Here is a 17,033-nt window from a genome sequence, read left to right as displayed (position 1 = left end):
TTTACCGGCTCCTCACTCTGCAGATTTAATTCTATTCGTTATAAATAAGTTAACTAAAGAGAATGCTACGATGATGAAAAATAGCATCCAAGCGATTGCAGATGCATATCCAAATGAGTTCCGGACAAATGCTTCTTCGTATAAATACAATGTAATTGTCAAACCTTGATTGATACTTCCCCCACCTGATCCAGCAAACATCATTGGTTCAGCAAATATTTGCATACCACCGATTGTAGATAAAATAACGGTAAAAATAATCATAGGGCGTACCATAGGAATTGTTATGTGAAAGAATTGTTGTACTTTAGACGCCCCATCAATCGTAGCGGCCTCATATAATTCCTTTGGAATACTTTGTAATGCGGCAAGATAAATAATCGAGTTATAGCCTGTCCATCTCCACATAACCATTGCAGAAATAGCCACATAAGTCCCCATGACGGATCCTTTCCAATCTATTGGACTGACACCAAAGAAAGAAAGGAGGTAGTTTAAAACACCGTAATGTTGACCGAACATAGCCGAGAAAATAATAGCAACCGCTACAACTGAAGTAATATTCGGAAGGAAAACAGCTAATCTAAAAAATTGTTTACCTTTCAAAAAGGCTTGGTTGAGCATAAATGCTAGAACTAAAGCAAGAAATAATTGTGGCAACGTTGACAAAATCCAAATACTAAATGTATTAACGAGAGACTTTAAAAATAATGGATCACTAAATAAAAGTTGATAGTTTCTAAAGCCAACGAATGTTTTTTCACCTAGAATATTCCATTTATGAAAAGAAATAAAGCCGGTATAAATAATCGGAAAGACGCCAAACACTCCAAATAAGATAAAAAAAGGAGCGATATATATGTATGCAGAGATTGTGTCCTTTACACTTTGCTTATGTCTTTTCTTTGTTTTAGTCACTCGGTTGACATTTTTCCCCACTTCCACGCCCGCACTCATAAAGCAGCCCCCTTTGACATCATTATATTGTTGAGAGACTAACCATTAGGTCAGTCTCTCAATGTTTACTATTATCTATTAAGCTGTCTGTCTAACTCCTCCATTGCAGTCTTCCAACTCTTTTCAGCATCTTCCTGTCCTTTTTCAACCCTCGTCACTGCATCAGTCATGATTTCTTCTACGAGAATAGAATCTGGACCTTCAATAACTGGAGTAACTTTCTTAGCAGCCTCAGCATAAATTTTCCCTACATGTGCACCACTGAAGAAGTCGTCCGTTTCGTCTTGGAGAGCAGCATCATCATATATTCCAGGAGTAGATGGGAAGTTTCCAAAATGTTTAAACGTCGCTAGTTGTTGTTCAGGTGAAAGCAACCATTTAATTAGCTTGTACGCTTCTTCTTGATTTTTTGACTCTTTTGGAATAGTTAAGAAAGAACCGCCCCAGTTACCTGAACCTTCAGGCATTAATGCGATATTCCATTTTCCGCTCGTATCTGTTTCTTTAATTCTTCCAATCATCCAAGCAGGGGCTAATTGTACTGCAAAATCACCCTTTTCCATTGCTGCTCCCCATTCTGTTGAGAAAGCTTCGACATCAGCAGTAATTTTTGCTTCAACTGCTTTAGCGGCATAGTCGAATGCTTTTTTGATCTGCGGGTTTGTCTCAACAATTAGGTTTCCTTTATCATCCCAATATTTTTGCGTGTCTTGACCTTCCATTACTGAGTATAGACTTGCAGCACTTGGAATCATTGCTTTACCTGCTTTTGCACGAATATCCTTACCAACATTAATAAAATCATCCCAAGTTTGAATTAATTGTGTCACTTCTTCTGGATCAGTTGGTAGGCCTGCTTCTGCGAATACATCAGTACGATAGACCATCGCCATTGGACCTATGTCTGTTGGAAGACCTAATAAATGTTTACCATCGGGTGTTAGAGCCTGTTGCCATTTCCAATCCAAATAATTATCTTTTACCTCTTCTGCACCTAAATCTAATAGGTTATGAAAATGATCGGGAGTTCCTTTTACTTTATCAATTCCTTTAACTTCAACGGCTGAAATATCTGGTGCACCTGATCCTGCAGCCAATGCTGTTGTTAAATTACTGTGAACGTCTGCAAATTCAGAAAGTTGAATATCAACCTCGATATCGTTTTCCTTCGCATATTCTTTAATTTGTTCTTCAAAACCCATACCAGGCCATAGCCAGATCGTTAATTTAGTTTTTCCACCTTTTCCTCCGCTTTCTTTCGAGCTTGAGCATCCAGCTATCCCTACTAGAAGTAATAAACTTGCAAGCACTAATGAGAACATTTTTAAAAATGACTTTTTCTTCCCCATTTTTATTCCCCCTTTTTTAGCCTTAAGTTGAATTTGATTTTCATAGATTACGATCATTACTCGTCCAATGTATATTCCTTAAGTCCAACTGGCAATGGCTTTGGCTGTTCACAAGTACTTGCTAATTCATAGTGAGTATTACTAGCGGATGCATCATGAATCCCATGCATGACATCCAGCACGTGAAACGCCAAATGACCGTTTGCCCGATGACTTCTGCCACTTCTAATTGCATAGGCCATATCAGCCACTCCAACACCTCTACTATTATCTGTATACCCATGTGTCAACGGTACTTCTTCCCATTCTTGACTGCCATGTTTCCTTAGTAAAACAGGACCGCCAAATGTATTTGGATCCGGCACTATGATGGTGCCTTTAGAGCCATAAATTTCGATATTTGGAAGCTTCGATCCCCCTGCTACATCAAAACTAGTAATCATCGTTCCAATGGCACCGTTTTCAAAATCGAGCACCCCTGTAATATGAGTAGGTACTTCTACAGTAATTTTTTGGCCGTTTTTCGGTTTGCTCGTGATGGTCCTTTCAGCATGAGTTATTCTCGCTGATCCTGTAACCCTACGAATGGGCCCAATTAAATTTATGAGTGCAGTTACATAGTAGGGTCCCATATCAAACATTGGCCCTCCACCTGTTTGATAAAAAAATGCAGGATCAGGATGCCAGCTTTCATGCCCGGAGTGCAGCATGAATGCAGTTGCCCCAATAACCTCACCAATCACTCCATCATCTATTATCTTCCTGCAAGTTTGGATTCCTCCGCCTAAAAAGGTATCAGGAGCCCCTCCAACTAATAATCCCTTTTCCTCGGCTATATGTAAGAGTCTTTGTCCATCTTCTCTTGTGACTGCCAATGGTTTTTCAACATATACATGTTTTCCAGCTTCAAGTGCAGCAATACAAACCTCAGCATGTGCTTTCGGAATTGTCAGATTGATAACGATTTCAATAGTAGGATCAGCAAGAAGTTCTTCAACTGTATACGCCTTTGGTATTTGATATTCTTCAGCACGCGCTTTTGCTCGATCATAATCTAAGTCTGCAACAGCGACAATATCTAGAATGTCAAATTTTTGTCCAGCCTGACAATAAATACTGCTAATATTTCCACAACCAATAATCCCCACTTTAACGCTTTTCATAAAATCCCCCTTAATCTGTGAATAATTAGAATCCCGACAAATTCCCCTCCCTTTCTTCAACAATCTTTTGGAAAGTAATTTCTATTATAGCAAAGTTATTCAATTTTTCACTATTTTTTCACATTTTTGTATAATTTTTTTGGCACTATTCAAACTATTTATCTCTTAGTATCTATACTAAATACGAAAATGGGAATATACTATTTTATTATGATGGCTTTTATTTATATGAAATGAGGAAATACGTTATGTTCAAGAAAATTACTGGTAACGCTCGTGCTTGCATGATCGTTGAGCCATTATTTATTATTCCGCACAGTTTGTTTATCACTTATGCATCCGTTTACATGTTAGCGCTTGGAGTGACCGAAACACAGATTGGCTTTATCGCAAGTCTCGGATTAATCGTTCAAATTTTCACGTCTTTAATTAGTGGATTTTTAACCGATCGTTTAGGTAGAAGAAAGGCATTACTCATCTTTGATTTGATTAGTTGGCCTTTAGCCGTACTTATTTGGGCTGTTTCTCAAAATATATGGTTTTTTATTTTTGCAATTATTTTTAATGGATTTCAAAAAATACCGCACACAGCATGGACATGCTTATTAGTCGAAGACACCGAACCGAATAAAAGATCAATTGTATTTACCATTCTGCAATTTATCGGAGTTGTTGGCGGATTATTTGCGCCGCTTGGCGGATTATTAGTCAGTCACTTCACCTTAATCCCAGCCGTTCGAATCATGTATGTCATGGCTTTTATTGGCATGTTAACGATGATTATTAGCCGCCATTATATGACACATGAAACCGAAATTGGCATAATGAAGCGCCAAGAGTCAGCGCAATTATCTTTAAAAAGTACATTTTCTGAATATGGCACCATCCTAAAAAAGATAACGAAAAATAACGGTCTACTATTAATTTTTGCAGTATACATTCTATTTAACTTCCAACTTATTATGCAAAATACGTATCTGTTTGTTTATTTAGTAGAGGCATTGTCAGTACCCGAGTCGACTATTTCATTATTCCCGGCCATTTCTTCTGTTTGTATGTTGATTTTACTAATATTTGTTATCCCGCGTTTTAAGCAAGAGTTCAATTATTATTATATGATGGTTGGATTTTCACTTTCTATTTGTGCAAATTTAATTCTTATTTTGACGAATGGCAAAAGTATGTTGACGCTTATTGTGAGTGCAATCTTATCAGCGGCTGGAATGCTTTTGGCCAACCCTTATTTGGAAACAGCGATTGCTAATGCAATTGAAGACGAAAATCGGGCAAATATGTTTTCTATTTTACAAGTTTTCTTATTATTGTTCATTTCTCCTGCAGGGATCATTGGAGGCTTAGCCTATAGGATGGATCCAAGAATCCCATTCATAGTTATGATTTGCGCATTGATGATTAATATTGGGATATTACTTTACTTAACAAAACCATTTTCGCAAAAGAAAAGATTATTGAAAGCATGAAAATCGCCTCGGATGATAAAAACCCCGAGGTGTATTTATTAATCAAATGTAAGAGAATTAAAACTAGAAACGTTCAAACCAGGAATGACGTCGTCAAATATTTATAAAATCAAAACTGACGACGTCCAAACCAGGAATGACGTCGTCAAATGTTATAAAATCAAAATTGACGACGTCCAAACCAGGAATGACGTCGTCAAATGTTATAAAATCAAAACTGACGACGCCCAAACCAAGAATGACGTCGTCAAATGTTATAAAATCAAAATTGACGACGCCCAAACCAGGAATGACGTCGTCAAATATTATAAAATCAAAACTGACGACGTCCAAACCGGTGATGATGTCGTCAAAAATAATAAAATCAAAAAACATCTCCCCATTGAGAGATGTTTTTACTACTAATTGACCGATTGCTCTTTTTTCAACCATAAATCAATTGGCTTATCTACTTTTTTATGAAATGGAAGCATGACTTTTTCCCCTGTACGTGCCGATTCATATGCAGCATGAATCATTTCTAAAACAGCACGCCCGTCTTCTCCAGTAACCAATGGTTCTTTATCGTATTTCACACATTCGATAAAATGTTTTAATTCTTGAGGATAACCTTGGTTGAATGCTTCTTCAAAAATAGTGAACGTCCAGCCTTGTGTGGAGTCCATTTTTTCCAATGCATAGTCATAACCATTCTTACTATATGTTAATGAAGAGTTGCCGATAAATAGATCTGCATATGAAACTCCTTCCGTTCCATATACTTCGATTTTATCATCCATCCCGCCATGCTTTGCCCAGCTATCTTCAGCGATTCCAATGCAGCCATTTTCGAATTCCACAATTGCAACAACATTATCTTCGCCATCCGTTTTATCTTTATGGAGCACGGTTGACATATTAGCATACACACTTTTTACTTTTGGCTTTCCTCCAAGCATCCAGCGGAACCACTGCATAGCATGGCAGCCTAAATCCATCAGTGCGCCGCCGCCAGAGAGATTTACATCCCAAAACCAATCACTATGTGGACCGGAATGTTTTTCACTGTTCTTCAGCATATATACGTCACCGATTGCACCACTTTCGACCAACTTACGGACTCTCTCATATTTAGGAGCGAAGCATAATTCTTCTGCGTACATCAGCTTTCGATTATATTCCTTGCACGTTTTTATCATTTCATCGGCTTCTTCAAGCGTTACACAGAGCGGTTTTTCAATGATAATATGTTTACCAGCTTTTGCTGCCTTGATGGTCGTTTCAGCATGAAGAAAGTTGGGCAAACAAATATCGACTACATCGCAATCTGATTCAGACAATAGTAGATCAATATCGGTATACCAGTTTGCAATTCCGTGCTTCGATGCAAATTTTTCTGCATTTTCACTATTACGCGAAAAAACGGCAACAATCTCGGCATCTGGAACGAATCTAGCATACGATTCCATATGAATATCCGCAATAAAGCCCGATCCTAATAAGGCAACTTTTACTTTATTATTCAAAATAAAAACCTCCATTTTTAGAATTTTTTCAACTGCACAATTTAGGACACAAAGATAATCTTTGTGCCCCGCGTGTTATCCTTTTGTACCTGAAATGACAATCCCTTGAATAAAGTATTTTTGACAGAAGAAGAATAACAATAATGGTGGCAATACAGCCACTAACGATGCAGCCATTAACAGATTCCATGGTGTGGCTGCGTACGCAGCCTGAAAGTTTGCCAACCCTAGTGATAGCGGGTATTTTGTTTGGGTACTTAAGTAAATTAATGGTCCCATTAGGTCATTCCAACGGTACATAAACTCCATAATCCCCGCCGTTGCAAGCGCTGGAATTGATAAAGGTAAAATGATTCGGAAATACATGGTGAAATAGCCACCACCATCAATTTTAACTGCTTCATCTAGTTCACGTGGGATGCCCATGTAAAATTGTCTTAATAAAAAGATTAGAAATGCGCTTCCTCCAAAAGAAGGAATGATTAACGGCAAGTAAGAATCTGCCCATCCTAGTTTAGTAAACAATAAATATTGAGGAATCATCGTTACCTGTGAAGGTATCATCATCGTGCTTAAAACGATACCAAACAAGATTAAGCTTCCCCGAGCTCGTAATCTGGCAAAACCGAATGCAACTAGTGATGATGAGAATGCTGCACCAATTACACATATGAGGGTATACCAGGAAGTATTCCATAAATACATCCCCATCGGAGCAACATCGAATATTTCTACGTAATTTCGCCATTCAAAGGTTTCGGGGAAAAGTGTTTGTTTATGTACGCCACCCAATGTTTTTACAGATGTTGCCAACATCCATAAAACCGGAAATGCAAATAATAGTAATCCAAGAAACAAGAGAACATAAACAACTATTTTTCCACTCGTACTAAGTTCACCAAATCCAAAGGTCCTTTTTCTCCTTGCTAATTGCATCAAGATCGCCTCCTATCTATTTTCCGTCATATTCATAGTGTACTAATTTTCTAGAAGCCCATAAGGATAGCATGGTAAAGCTAAAGATGATGATAAATAATATCCATGCTTGAGCTGATGCATATCCCATTCTGAATTGCCCAAAGGCGGTGTCGAATAAATAGAGTACATAGAAATAGGACATCCAATCAGGCCCACCTTTTGTAATGATATATGCCTGTGTGAAAATTTGAAAGGAAGCAATGATGCTCATTATCGAATTAAATAAAATGACCGGTGAGATGATAGGAACAGTAATTTTGATAAATTGTTTCCATCTACTGGCTCCATCTATTTCCGCGGCCTCATATAGCTCGGTAGGTAATGATTGCAAACTAGCTAAAAAGATAACCATCGTTCCCCCAATACCCGTTAGCTGCATAAGGACCATTGAAGGGATAACTGTTTTACTATCAGTAAACCATCCCGGACCATCAATTCCAAAAAAGTCATTTAGGAATCCATTGACGATTCCAAAATCCGGGTTTAATAACCATGACCAAAGAAATGCAACTGATACGCCGGAAATAACGGATGGTGCATAATACATCGTTCTAAAAAAGGCTTGTCCTTTTACTTTTTGGTTAAGCATAACCGCAAACGCAAGTCCGGCAATAATCGTAAAAGGTACATTAAGGACAACATAATAAGCTGTTACAGTTAAAGACTTATAAAAAAGCTTATCGTTGAAAAGTGTAGAAAAGTTTTTCATTCCTGTGAATGAAGGTGGCTCTATCACATTATATTCAGTAAAACTTAAAAATAAGGAAGCTATAATTGGACCCCCGACAAAAAATACAAAACCAATTACCCATGGGGAAATGAAAATCCAAAAGGCTCTTTCTTCCTTTATTTTTTCTGAGGATCGTTTTCTTTTATTTCCAACCATTTTCGTTGGGTTTATTGAGGTTTCTACATTGTTACCAGTATTCATTTCAATCCCTCCGTTTTATTAAAGAGGCTGCCCCCGCAAATGCCTAGCCTCTCTTCCCTAGTTGTGAAGGATCTAGCACTCTTGGGGGACAGTCTCTTTATAATAATATTAGATTTGTATCTTATTATTATTTAAGTGAACGGAGGTTTTTATCGATTTCTTTCAAACCTTCTTCTACACTTTTCTTCCCTTCATTTACTGCATCCATTGTTTGGTTAATCGTTGTAGAAATCGTTGAGAATTTACTAATCAAGTGATTATCTGCCTCACGTCCTTCTACAAAAGCACCTTCATTAACTTGTTTAACTTCATCTACAGGCATACCAGTGATCTCAGACATTTGCTTATACCAATCCTCTAAAAGTGTAGTGTCTGCCGGAGTTGCTGTTGTTGCTTCCATAAATGATTTTGCTCCACCCTCTGGATCCGCAAGGAATTTAACAAATTCCCAAGACTCATCTGGATGTTTACTTTTCGCACTAATATTCCAAGGATCTACAAATAGTGGAACTTGGCGACCATCTGCATAAGGAATCGGAGCAACTCCCCAATTAAATTCAGCGGGTTTATACGCCCAGAAGCCCCATCCACCATTGACTATCATCGCTACTTTTCCAGTCATAAATGGATCTCCAAGTTGAGAAACTGCATCGAGTGCAGCAGGGTTAGGAGAAACTTTATACTTATGAACTAAATCAACATTTAATTGAATGGCTTCAGCATTTCTCGGGTTATCAAGAACAGCGGGTTCTCCCATATCGCCAGTTTCATATGCTTCTGGTTTGAAGAAGTCTCCACCAAAGTTCCAAGTTTTAAAGTTCGGAGATACGTTATTTAGCATACCGTATATTTTGTCTTTACTTTTTCCTGTATCTTTAGTCAATTTCTGTGCATATTCAATTGCTTTATCCCAATCCCAAGAATGGTCGCTCCAATCAGTTGGAGGATATTCCAAGCCTGCTTCGTCCAACAAATCTTTATTATAGAACAGGAAGCTTCCAATACTTAACATTGGGACTCCATAAATCTTTCCGTCAATTTTATAAATATCCATTAAGTTTTCAGGGATTCCGCTTAATTGTTGTGCGTCATTTTCAACATATGGCGTTAAGTCAAGCAATGCTCCCATTTGACGATAAGTAGCAAATCCAGAATCTGCCCAGTTTGATGACCATACGTCTGGAACATTGCCACTAGCAATCATTGTCGATAACCGCTGATCAATCTCAGCCTGTGGAATCGTTTCTAGTTTAATTTTAATATCGGGGTGTTTCGCTTCGAAATTTCTAATTGTTTCTTTTTCCCATTCGATCATATTCGGGTCTGTTCTAACAAGCCATGTAATCTCTGTTGTTTTGCCTTTTTTTCCTCCAGAACCGCCATTAGCAGTTTCTGATCCTCCACATCCAGCCAAAGCAGTTGATAACGTTAAAATGAGCAATAACATGATGACTTTTAGAAATTTCCAGTCTCTTTTCAATCGAATTACCCCCTTTTCAAATTTTAACAGTTGATTTTCATAACTATGTTTTCTTACCTCTATATTTTTTTGTTTCACCACCCCCTTAAAAAATTCCCTATTCATCGGATAGGAACAAACTCCCTAGATAACGCTTACATTTTGTAACCGTTCAAATATTCAGTTTATTTTTATTTACTTTATCACATATTTTGGTAGGATGGAAGAAAAATTTTACAGTTGTCATATCGACTTTTCATTTATAGACAATTTGTATTAAAATGTTCACTTGTAGTCACATTTTCGCGCTATAATATTAACTATTTTTTTATAAAGAAATTCGTACCAGACCAATAGTCTGATATGAATTTTAATTTTTGGCTTAGAGTTTTTAAAGTAATTTTATCTTCTTGGAAGAATTTCTCTAGTGGTGAGTACTTTAAGTGCGTCCCTAGTTTTCCTAGCAAAAGAAAGTGGATTATCAATCGATTCCCAATGTATAAACATGAGGCGTGGTCTTTCGAATAACCAATGGTTGTGAAAAGCTGTCACAATGATTCCATGTTGACGAAGCCTACTGATAAAAGGATTAAGCTCAGATTGAAGGATCACTGTTTCTCCACTACATAGTGCGCGACCATCGCTTGTCATCGATTCAAACGTAAACATTTGTGGGATAAGTAGGAATGACCGACCACGTTTACCAAGAACGACGGGTTTGATATTTAAACGGGATTTCATGACTATGCACTGTCCGTTTTCAAATGTATGCATCGTTCCACCGAGAATTTGATTGAATTGATTACAAAGGCTGGACGTGCCAAAATTCTGATTCGTCGGATTACTCTCTTCAGTCATTAAACTGATATCATCTGAACTTGATTCATCCGAATCGGATTGACCATTGTTTAAACTCGTTTCAACACTGACATTATGTGTAACTAACACTGTCATCGCATCTCTAACTTTTCTAGCAAATGAAAGTGGTTCATCGAGCGTTTCAAAATGCATATACATAAGCCGTGGTTTATCAAAAAGCCAATGGTTATGTGTAGCCGTTACAATAATACCGTGCTCTCTCAGCTTACTCATAAATGGATTAACTTCCTCTTGAAGAAGAACAGTCTCACCGAGGCATAATGCCCTTCCCTCTCTATTCATATTTTCAAACGAAAAAGCTTGGGGAACAAACATAAAGGATTCTGCTTTCCTTCCTAAAACGATTGGGTGAAAGTTGGTTCTTGAACGCGTCGCGGTACAAACCCCATTAATAATACTTGGAGTGGAACCAAGGATATTCGCAAATCCCCGACAGAGTTTAGATTGATTCTTTTCCATTTTTCTCAAAAGAAAACTCCTCCTACAAATAGTTTTTTTAATTAGAACAACTTTTGTATCGTATGTATTGCCGGGATATTTGGATAGTCAATTGTCCAACCTACTGAATATATTCTGAACAAAAAATAAAAACTCATCTCTAAATGAACATTCATTCCGAGACGAGTTTTCTTAAATTCATTTTAATTTGGCTCTACATGAACGTGCACCTCAAAAACATCATGCTCCTCCATTAATACCTCTTCTACACGTTCAGAAATATCATGGGCAGCACCTATAAACAATTTAGAATTTACAATAATGACAACATCAACAACAGAATTACTTCCATATTTCCTTGCTCTTATATCCTTTATTCCTTTGACACCTTGTATTTTGAGAATGGACTTTCGATAAATACCTAATTGTTCTTCATCATAACCATCAGTTAAATCATGAGAAGCTTTCCTAAAGATATCCCAGCCTGTTTTACAAATAAGCAGGCCTACAATCACAGCCGTCACTGGATCTAGCCAAGGAAGATTAAATTGCGAACCGATAATTCCAATTACCGCACCAATACTCACCCATGCATCAGACAAATTATCTTTAGCTGCTGCCATTACGGCTTGGCTATTAATTTTCTTTCCTAAATTCCGATTATATCGATAAACCATATACATAACTACTGAACTAAACATCCCCGTCCAAGCTGAAATTAAATTAGGAGATTCTTGCTTTACACTAAATACGGAAGATATTGCTCCATATAAGACTTGGATACCAACAGCTATCATAATAAACGAGGCAACCAAGGAAGCTACTGTTTCAGCTTTCCAATGACCATAAGGATGATCTTCATCAGGGGGTTTTTGGGATAATCTTAGCCCGATTAGTACCGCAATCGAGGCAATAATATCCGTTGCATTGTTAAATCCATCTGCTTTTAAGGCTTCTGAGTTTGCCATGTTGCCTATAAATATCTTTAAGACGGATAGAAGTATGTAGGCGAAGATACTGATAATTGCACCGCGCTCTCCCATTTTTAAATCATGATATTTTGCTTGTTCCATCTACTTACCTCCACATATTGCTGTTAGAACATATTATCAAACTATACCCAAGTGGGTCTACGGCAATCATGTTTCATAGCTCTATATAAGTAAAAGGCAAGGAACAATGTTTGCCTAGTGCAAAAAAACCGTTCATCTTTTTGAACGGTTTTTGTCTATTTATAGGGTAATACCTATGTTTTATATAACTCCTTGAGTAGCAATTGGATAAAGATTTCCATTAAGGCAAAATGAAACCCTGCCAGTTTCCTCAGATACTACTAGTACGAGTGCATCACTTCGTTCAGATAAACCTAATGCAGCACGATGACGTGTACCAAGTTTTTTATCACCTGTAAATCTACCTGAAAGTGGAAGAACATTCGCTGCGGAAACGATCTGGTTATAACTTATCATTACGGCGCCATCATGGAGTGGGTTTCCGGGAAAAAAAATGGATTCTAATAATGAATGGGTTAACTCCGCTCCGATTGAAATCCCCGGTTTAATCAAAGATTCCAGAGAATCTTCCCGTTGAATTACAATTAGCCCACCATGTCTCAAATTAGACATATTTTGTACGCAAATTGATAACTCTGGATATTTATCCGTAAATGGAGCCAAATAACAATTCAGATAAAACGTAGCAGCTTTCATATCGATGTCTGCAAAACTTTCTTTGATTTTTTCAAAATTTCCAAGGAGACAATAGTCTTCATTGTCCATGGATTCTAAATTATTCTGGAGCGCTGCTATTACTTGGCGAATCTCCTCTTTTAATGTTTGTTTCATCGGTGAAAAATCGCAATTCGCACGATTCACGGAGATGCACCTCCTTTTTTGATCCACTACCTTTTCTTGGCGATTCTACAGCTTATGCTTGTTTAACAAAATATCTGCCTTAGCATTAATATTATTATTCATTAGTGCACACCCTATTTTAGTAAGGTACTTAAAGTTTGGCTTTATGAGTATTTTTTATTCGTCTATTGTATTGAAAAAAGCCTTTTAGCGAGTTTGCAATCATAGAGGAGGGTATAAAAAATGCCTAACGTAACAGTATTCGATGGAGGAACTTTTGAAGTGGAAAAAGGAAAAAGATTAGTATTGGCTCTAGAAGATAACGGCGTAAATATTCTCCATCGCTGTGGGGGAAATGCAAAATGTACGACTTGTAGAGTGGAAGTATTAGCAGGTAATTTTTTTGAGGTAACTAATACAGAAAAAAAAGCCTTTGCAAATAAAGGCGTTGATGAGAATTTGTATGAAGATTGTTTGCGCTTATCTTGTCAAATTCGTGTGGATGGTGATATAACCGTTCGCCCGATCATGACAGTAGAAAGTACTGGAAAGTCAGCTGGACCAAGGCCAGCTGACTAAATAAGGCCATATTTTATTCGGAGGAAAAATTTATTAAACGAGGACAGCTGATTTATTTTTGTTATAAAATTCAATGAATTTCTTAACGACCTGATCCAAGAAATCAATTGTACCTTGATCAGTCAGCTCTCCAGCCTCGTTTATTTTTTCGTGAACTGAACCGATATACACTTCGTTGCCTGGCAATAAAACAGGTGCTAATGCCGGGTTTGATAGAATTTCTCTTAAGTGGATTTGAGCACGAACACTGCCCAATACTCCCATGGAAGACCCTATGATAAATGCGGGTTTTTCTTTAAGTGTAAAATCTCCACCACGTGACAACCAATCGATTGCATTTTTCAATGCACCTGGAATGGAGAAGTTATATTCAGGAACTGCAAATAAAACAGCGTCTGAATCTTTCACATCATCTTTGAATGCTTTCACGTTTGCTGGTGGATTATTATCTATATCAACTGAAAAAGTTTCAAGGTCATTAATAAAGACGGGTGTAATGTCTAATTGATCTGCATATTGATTCCTTAAATATTCAACTAGTTTTAGGTTGAATGAAGTTGAACTTGTACTGCCGATAATTGCTTTAACTTTAATTGCCATGATATAAAACTCCTTTTTTTATAAGTAGTAACTCTTATTTTGTTTTGCTCGAGGCTTACAAGTATAATTATGATACATATTAAAGAAATAGAGAAGTACGCACTTTATAGTGGTATAGTATACAAAAAGATACTAATAGAGACTATCTAGCTATTAATTTCGTCTCTTTTTATTCAAATTTACCTTCTCTGTAATCCTTGTATGCCTGTACAATCTCTTCTTCCGAATTCATCACAAATGGACCACGGGCTACAACTTTTTCTCCAACAGGCTGCCCAGCATATAACATGACATGTAGTCTTTCTTTAGCGAGAATTTTCACCTCACTCTGTTCAGCGCCTATTCCGCGCTCGAGCCAGAGAACCTGCCCTTTCTTGCCTTTCGTGTTTCCACTGCCGAAAGTACCTTCTCCTTCTATTATATAAAGGAATCCATTATAACTACCGGGAAGATCCTGCGTAACGGTGGTACCCGGTTCAAGAATGAACCATTGTAACTGGTACATGATTTTTTGTGTCAGCAGTGACACCTTTCGAAGATCCTGAAAAGACACGTATTATTGCTCCATCTTCATGGCGAACCGGCATATCCTGTGCACGCATATTCTGATAACGTGGTTCGGTCATTTTTTTATCACTTGGAAGATTGACCCACAGTTGCAGTGAATGTACAGTTTCTCCAATCGCTGGGTCCTCAGTATGAATAATACCTTTACCAGCTGTCATCCATTGGACGTCTCCAGATAATAATTCCCCTCCCCCTGTTTTATTGTCCAAGTGTTCAAGCTTCCCATCAATCACGTATGTTACTGTTTCAATGCCTCGATGCGGGTGCATCCCGAATGTTCCCCGCTGGAAAAAATCTTCCGCCATCAATAGAAACGGATCAAATTCTTCCCAATTACCCGGCTCAAGAACCAATCCTACTTTATGGGTCGGCGAGTTTTCTTGATATATGACGTCTCTAACATTTCGAATTCCTCTAGACCAAACATATTCGTTGCTCATTTCAAATTCCTCCTCTGTAATTTATTAAAATGCTTCTATTACTAAGCATGAATAGTAATGAATTGCTACATGTGCTATTATGAACTAAACCAAACGAAAATAGTAGTACGCACTATAAAGTAGTATAGTATAAAAAATGATACTATAAGGAGTTGTTATAGAGATGAATCCAGAACGATGTAAGGTTGATGAAGCTTTAGGCATCTTAGTAGGAAAATGGAAACCGATCATTTTACTGCATTTATTTAATGAAGGAACTCAACGATTTAGTGAATTAAAAAGATTAATGCCAGATATTACTCAAAAAATGTTGACCAAACAATTAAGGGAGTTGGAAGAGGAAGATATTATTGACAGGGTCGTCTATCCGCAAATTCCACCCAAAGTTGAGTACTCTATTTCGGAATATGGTAAAAGCTTGAAACCTGTCTTGGATATAATGCATGAGTGGGGAACTGCTCATACAGCACACATACAAAAGAAAAGAAATAATCAAAATGAAAGTAATGTACTTTAACAAATCAATAACTTGAGATACCGTTCAACAGGCAGCGTGGCGAGCGAACTGCAACGTGATTGGCGCAACGACACCCGAAGGTTTTGGTGCTCTGCTTGCTTGTCATCTGGCGGGTTATGAAAATGTGATTGGGATTTATATGGGAGCCCAGAAAGCTGCAAGCAAGTAAAATGATACGTTTTAAATTTGGAAATGCAGTAATAAATGACAGAGGGACGAGCCTAAATCAGACTACGTCCCTTTTTTATACTGCTGTAATAACTCCTTACGTCGATGACCGGAGATAATAGATCCCTTGATTATACCTCGTATTCCTTCGTATATTTAATGGTGCTTCTTACTGTATCAATGGGACGAACTAGTTTTTCGATTTGTTCACGTTTCGGCTCTAAAAATGTTGGCAATGATAACTTTTCACCGAGTGTTTCATATGGCTCATCACCCATAAAGCCCGGACCGTCTGTCGCAAATTCAAATAAAATTTGTGGTGCAACACGTGCATAAAGCGATTCAAAGAAGTGACGATTCACATAACCAGATGTTTGGAAACCAAATCCCTCTAATCGCTCTGTCCATTCATCTAATACTGCACGATTTTCAACGCGGAATGCAGCGTGATGAACTGTTCCAAAGCCTTGGCGTGCAATTGGTAACACTGCATTATGTTCCACAATAATATGGGCACCGTTGCCGCCTTCACCAACTTCAAACAGATGATTTGCGCCTTCCGCGTCAATTTCTTTAAACAACATTACTTTCTCAAGAACTTGTTTAAAATAATTAAAATCTGCGATACGCACGAAAATCGGCCCTAAACCTGTAATTGCAAATTCTATTGGGATTGGTCCATTTTGCCAAGGTGTTCCTGATGCTACCCCTTCATTTTGCTCATCGGAAATCAACTGATATTTTTGATCATCAAAATCAACGAATGATAACGTCTTTTTACCAAATTGCTCTTTTATACCTGTATGTTCAACATGAAGTCGGTCAAATCGTTTTACCCAATACTCAAGTGCCGCATCTGTTGGTACTCGGAATGATGTTTTAGAAATTTCATTTGTGCCATGCACCCCTTTTGGAATGCCAGGGAAATCAAAGAAGGTCATATCCGTTCCAGCACTTCCCTTATCATCTGCAAAGAATAAGTGATATGTTTGAATATCGTCTTGGTTTACCGTCTTTTTCACTAATCGCATCCCTAACACATATGTGAAAAATTCATAGTTCTTTTCAGCACTACTTGTGATCGCAGTAACATGGTGGATACCTTTTAAATGGTTCATGTTTTTTTCCTCCTGGTTCTTTTGATTATATTTTGAATTCAAAGTATTGGT

The 17,033-nt window shown here is 37.6% G+C and carries 16 protein-coding genes and 2 pseudogenes; 4 read left to right on the top strand and 14 right to left on the bottom strand.

What is annotated here, in order from left to right; translation table 11 throughout:
• Positions 1 to 12 precede the first annotated feature (12 nt).
• The 3 genes from KHA88_RS13735 to KHA88_RS13725 all read right to left on the bottom strand — a co-directional run bounded on the left by KHA88_RS13735 (position 13) and on the right by KHA88_RS13725 (position 3,469).
• Positions 13 to 957 (bottom strand): carbohydrate ABC transporter permease, encoded by a 945-nt coding sequence (locus KHA88_RS13735; protein ID WP_213098058.1) that lies wholly within the window; start codon positions 955 to 957, stop codon positions 13 to 15.
• Between the two features lie 71 nt (positions 958 to 1,028).
• Positions 1,029 to 2,306, bottom strand: coding sequence for an extracellular solute-binding protein (locus KHA88_RS13730; protein ID WP_213098059.1), 1,278 nt, complete (start codon positions 2,304 to 2,306; stop codon positions 1,029 to 1,031).
• Between the two features lie 56 nt (positions 2,307 to 2,362).
• On the bottom strand, positions 2,363 to 3,469 hold the full coding sequence (locus KHA88_RS13725; RefSeq protein ID WP_213122229.1) for a Gfo/Idh/MocA family protein: 1,107 nt from the start codon (positions 3,467 to 3,469) through the stop codon (positions 2,363 to 2,365).
• A gap of 248 nt (positions 3,470 to 3,717) precedes the next feature.
• On the opposite strand from KHA88_RS13725, the gene KHA88_RS13720 reads away from it, so the two are divergent.
• A complete protein-coding gene (locus tag KHA88_RS13720) occupies positions 3,718 to 4,950 on the top strand; it encodes an MFS transporter (RefSeq protein WP_249313121.1) in 1,233 nt (410 codons plus the stop codon).
• Between the two features lie 93 nt (positions 4,951 to 5,043).
• Here the strand turns inward: KHA88_RS13720 and KHA88_RS13715 are convergent, their stop codons facing one another.
• The 8 genes from KHA88_RS13715 to cdaS all read right to left on the bottom strand — a co-directional run bounded on the left by KHA88_RS13715 (position 5,044) and on the right by cdaS (position 13,014).
• Positions 5,044 to 5,382, bottom strand: a complete 339-nt coding sequence (locus KHA88_RS13715; protein WP_213098062.1) for a hypothetical protein — start codon at positions 5,380 to 5,382, stop codon at positions 5,044 to 5,046.
• Complete coding sequence (locus KHA88_RS13710; protein ID WP_249313119.1) at positions 5,352 to 6,455, bottom strand: Gfo/Idh/MocA family protein; 1,104 nt, start codon at positions 6,453 to 6,455, stop codon at positions 5,352 to 5,354. The genes KHA88_RS13715 and KHA88_RS13710 overlap by 31 nt, the downstream gene beginning before the upstream one ends.
• 75 nt (positions 6,456 to 6,530) lie before the next feature.
• Positions 6,531 to 7,391: a carbohydrate ABC transporter permease gene (locus KHA88_RS13705; protein WP_213098063.1), complete on the bottom strand. Its 861-nt coding sequence runs from the start codon at positions 7,389 to 7,391 to the stop codon at positions 6,531 to 6,533.
• 16 nt (positions 7,392 to 7,407) lie between these two features.
• A complete protein-coding gene (locus KHA88_RS13700) occupies positions 7,408 to 8,364 on the bottom strand; it encodes a carbohydrate ABC transporter permease (RefSeq protein ID WP_249306041.1) in 957 nt (318 codons plus the stop codon).
• 127 nt (positions 8,365 to 8,491) lie between these two features.
• A complete protein-coding gene (locus tag KHA88_RS13695; RefSeq protein WP_213098064.1) occupies positions 8,492 to 9,844 on the bottom strand; it encodes an ABC transporter substrate-binding protein in 1,353 nt (450 codons plus the stop codon).
• A gap of 381 nt (positions 9,845 to 10,225) precedes the next feature.
• Positions 10,226 to 11,161, bottom strand: coding sequence for a DUF1259 domain-containing protein (locus tag KHA88_RS13690; RefSeq protein ID WP_213098888.1), 936 nt, complete (start codon positions 11,159 to 11,161; stop codon positions 10,226 to 10,228).
• A gap of 182 nt (positions 11,162 to 11,343) precedes the next feature.
• Positions 11,344 to 12,213 (bottom strand): cation diffusion facilitator family transporter, encoded by an 870-nt coding sequence (locus KHA88_RS13685; RefSeq protein WP_213108017.1) that lies wholly within the window; start codon positions 12,211 to 12,213, stop codon positions 11,344 to 11,346.
• Between the two features lie 180 nt (positions 12,214 to 12,393).
• Complete coding sequence (gene cdaS, locus KHA88_RS13680) at positions 12,394 to 13,014, bottom strand: sporulation-specific diadenylate cyclase CdaS (protein ID WP_213122227.1); 621 nt, start codon at positions 13,012 to 13,014, stop codon at positions 12,394 to 12,396.
• 222 nt (positions 13,015 to 13,236) lie between these two features.
• Between cdaS and KHA88_RS13675 the strand changes: the two genes are divergently transcribed.
• On the top strand, positions 13,237 to 13,572 hold the full coding sequence (locus tag KHA88_RS13675; RefSeq protein WP_213122226.1) for a 2Fe-2S iron-sulfur cluster-binding protein: 336 nt from the start codon (positions 13,237 to 13,239) through the stop codon (positions 13,570 to 13,572).
• A gap of 33 nt (positions 13,573 to 13,605) precedes the next feature.
• Here KHA88_RS13675 and KHA88_RS13670 read toward each other — a convergent pair whose 3' ends face one another.
• Together KHA88_RS13670 and KHA88_RS13665 are read right to left on the bottom strand one after the other, a co-directional pair.
• A complete protein-coding gene (locus KHA88_RS13670; protein ID WP_213122225.1) occupies positions 13,606 to 14,172 on the bottom strand; it encodes an NADPH-dependent FMN reductase in 567 nt (188 codons plus the stop codon).
• 169 nt (positions 14,173 to 14,341) lie between these two features.
• Positions 14,342 to 15,179, bottom strand: a pseudogene (locus tag KHA88_RS13665) (pirin family protein).
• Between the two features lie 163 nt (positions 15,180 to 15,342).
• Here KHA88_RS13665 and KHA88_RS13660 point away from each other — a divergent pair.
• On the top strand, positions 15,343 to 15,696 hold the full coding sequence (locus tag KHA88_RS13660; protein ID WP_213122224.1) for a winged helix-turn-helix transcriptional regulator: 354 nt from the start codon (positions 15,343 to 15,345) through the stop codon (positions 15,694 to 15,696).
• 33 nt (positions 15,697 to 15,729) lie between these two features.
• Positions 15,730 to 15,865 (top strand): annotated as a pseudogene (locus tag KHA88_RS21010) (isochorismate family cysteine hydrolase YcaC); the annotation flags it as partial.
• A gap of 130 nt (positions 15,866 to 15,995) precedes the next feature.
• Here the strand turns inward: KHA88_RS21010 and KHA88_RS13655 are convergent.
• The gene (locus KHA88_RS13655) at positions 15,996 to 16,982 is read right to left on the bottom strand and encodes a ring-cleaving dioxygenase (protein WP_213122223.1); all 987 of its coding nucleotides are present in this window, start codon (positions 16,980 to 16,982) and stop codon (positions 15,996 to 15,998) included.
• Positions 16,983 to 17,033: the final 51 nt, after the last annotated feature.

The sequence above is a fragment of the Lederbergia citrea genome, assembly GCF_018343525.1.
GTDB lineage: Bacteria > Bacillota > Bacilli > Bacillales > Bacillaceae_C > Lederbergia > Lederbergia citrea.
The sequence above is the reverse complement of the archived record's forward strand: the minus strand, read 5'-3'. Positions and strand labels throughout refer to the sequence as shown.

Bases quoted from the DNA above. Each gene is read 5' to 3' on its own strand.
- KHA88_RS13690 (WP_213098888.1), bottom strand. From the start codon at position 11,161: ATGGAAAAGAATCAATCTAAACTCTGTCGGGGATTTGCGAATATCCTT.
- KHA88_RS13670 (WP_213122225.1), bottom strand. From the start codon at position 14,172: ATGGCAATTAAAGTTAAAGCAATTATCGGCAGTACAAGTTCAACTTCA.
- KHA88_RS13655 (WP_213122223.1), bottom strand. From the start codon at position 16,982: ATGAACCATTTAAAAGGTATCCACCATGTTACTGCGATCACAAGTAGT.
- KHA88_RS13675 (WP_213122226.1), top strand. From the start codon at position 13,237: ATGCCTAACGTAACAGTATTCGATGGAGGAACTTTTGAAGTGGAAAAA.
- KHA88_RS13735 (WP_213098058.1), bottom strand. From the start codon at position 957: ATGAGTGCGGGCGTGGAAGTGGGGAAAAATGTCAACCGAGTGACTAAA.
- KHA88_RS13660 (WP_213122224.1), top strand. From the start codon at position 15,343: ATGAATCCAGAACGATGTAAGGTTGATGAAGCTTTAGGCATCTTAGTA.
- KHA88_RS13685 (WP_213108017.1), bottom strand. From the start codon at position 12,213: ATGGAACAAGCAAAATATCATGATTTAAAAATGGGAGAGCGCGGTGCA.
- KHA88_RS13715 (WP_213098062.1), bottom strand. From the start codon at position 5,382: ATGGTTGAAAAAAGAGCAATCGGTCAATTAGTAGTAAAAACATCTCTC.
- KHA88_RS13720 (WP_249313121.1), top strand. From the start codon at position 3,718: ATGTTCAAGAAAATTACTGGTAACGCTCGTGCTTGCATGATCGTTGAG.
- KHA88_RS13700 (WP_249306041.1), bottom strand. From the start codon at position 8,364: ATGAATACTGGTAACAATGTAGAAACCTCAATAAACCCAACGAAAATG.
- KHA88_RS13730 (WP_213098059.1), bottom strand. From the start codon at position 2,306: ATGGGGAAGAAAAAGTCATTTTTAAAAATGTTCTCATTAGTGCTTGCA.
- KHA88_RS13725 (WP_213122229.1), bottom strand. From the start codon at position 3,469: ATGAAAAGCGTTAAAGTGGGGATTATTGGTTGTGGAAATATTAGCAGT.
- KHA88_RS13705 (WP_213098063.1), bottom strand. From the start codon at position 7,391: ATGCAATTAGCAAGGAGAAAAAGGACCTTTGGATTTGGTGAACTTAGT.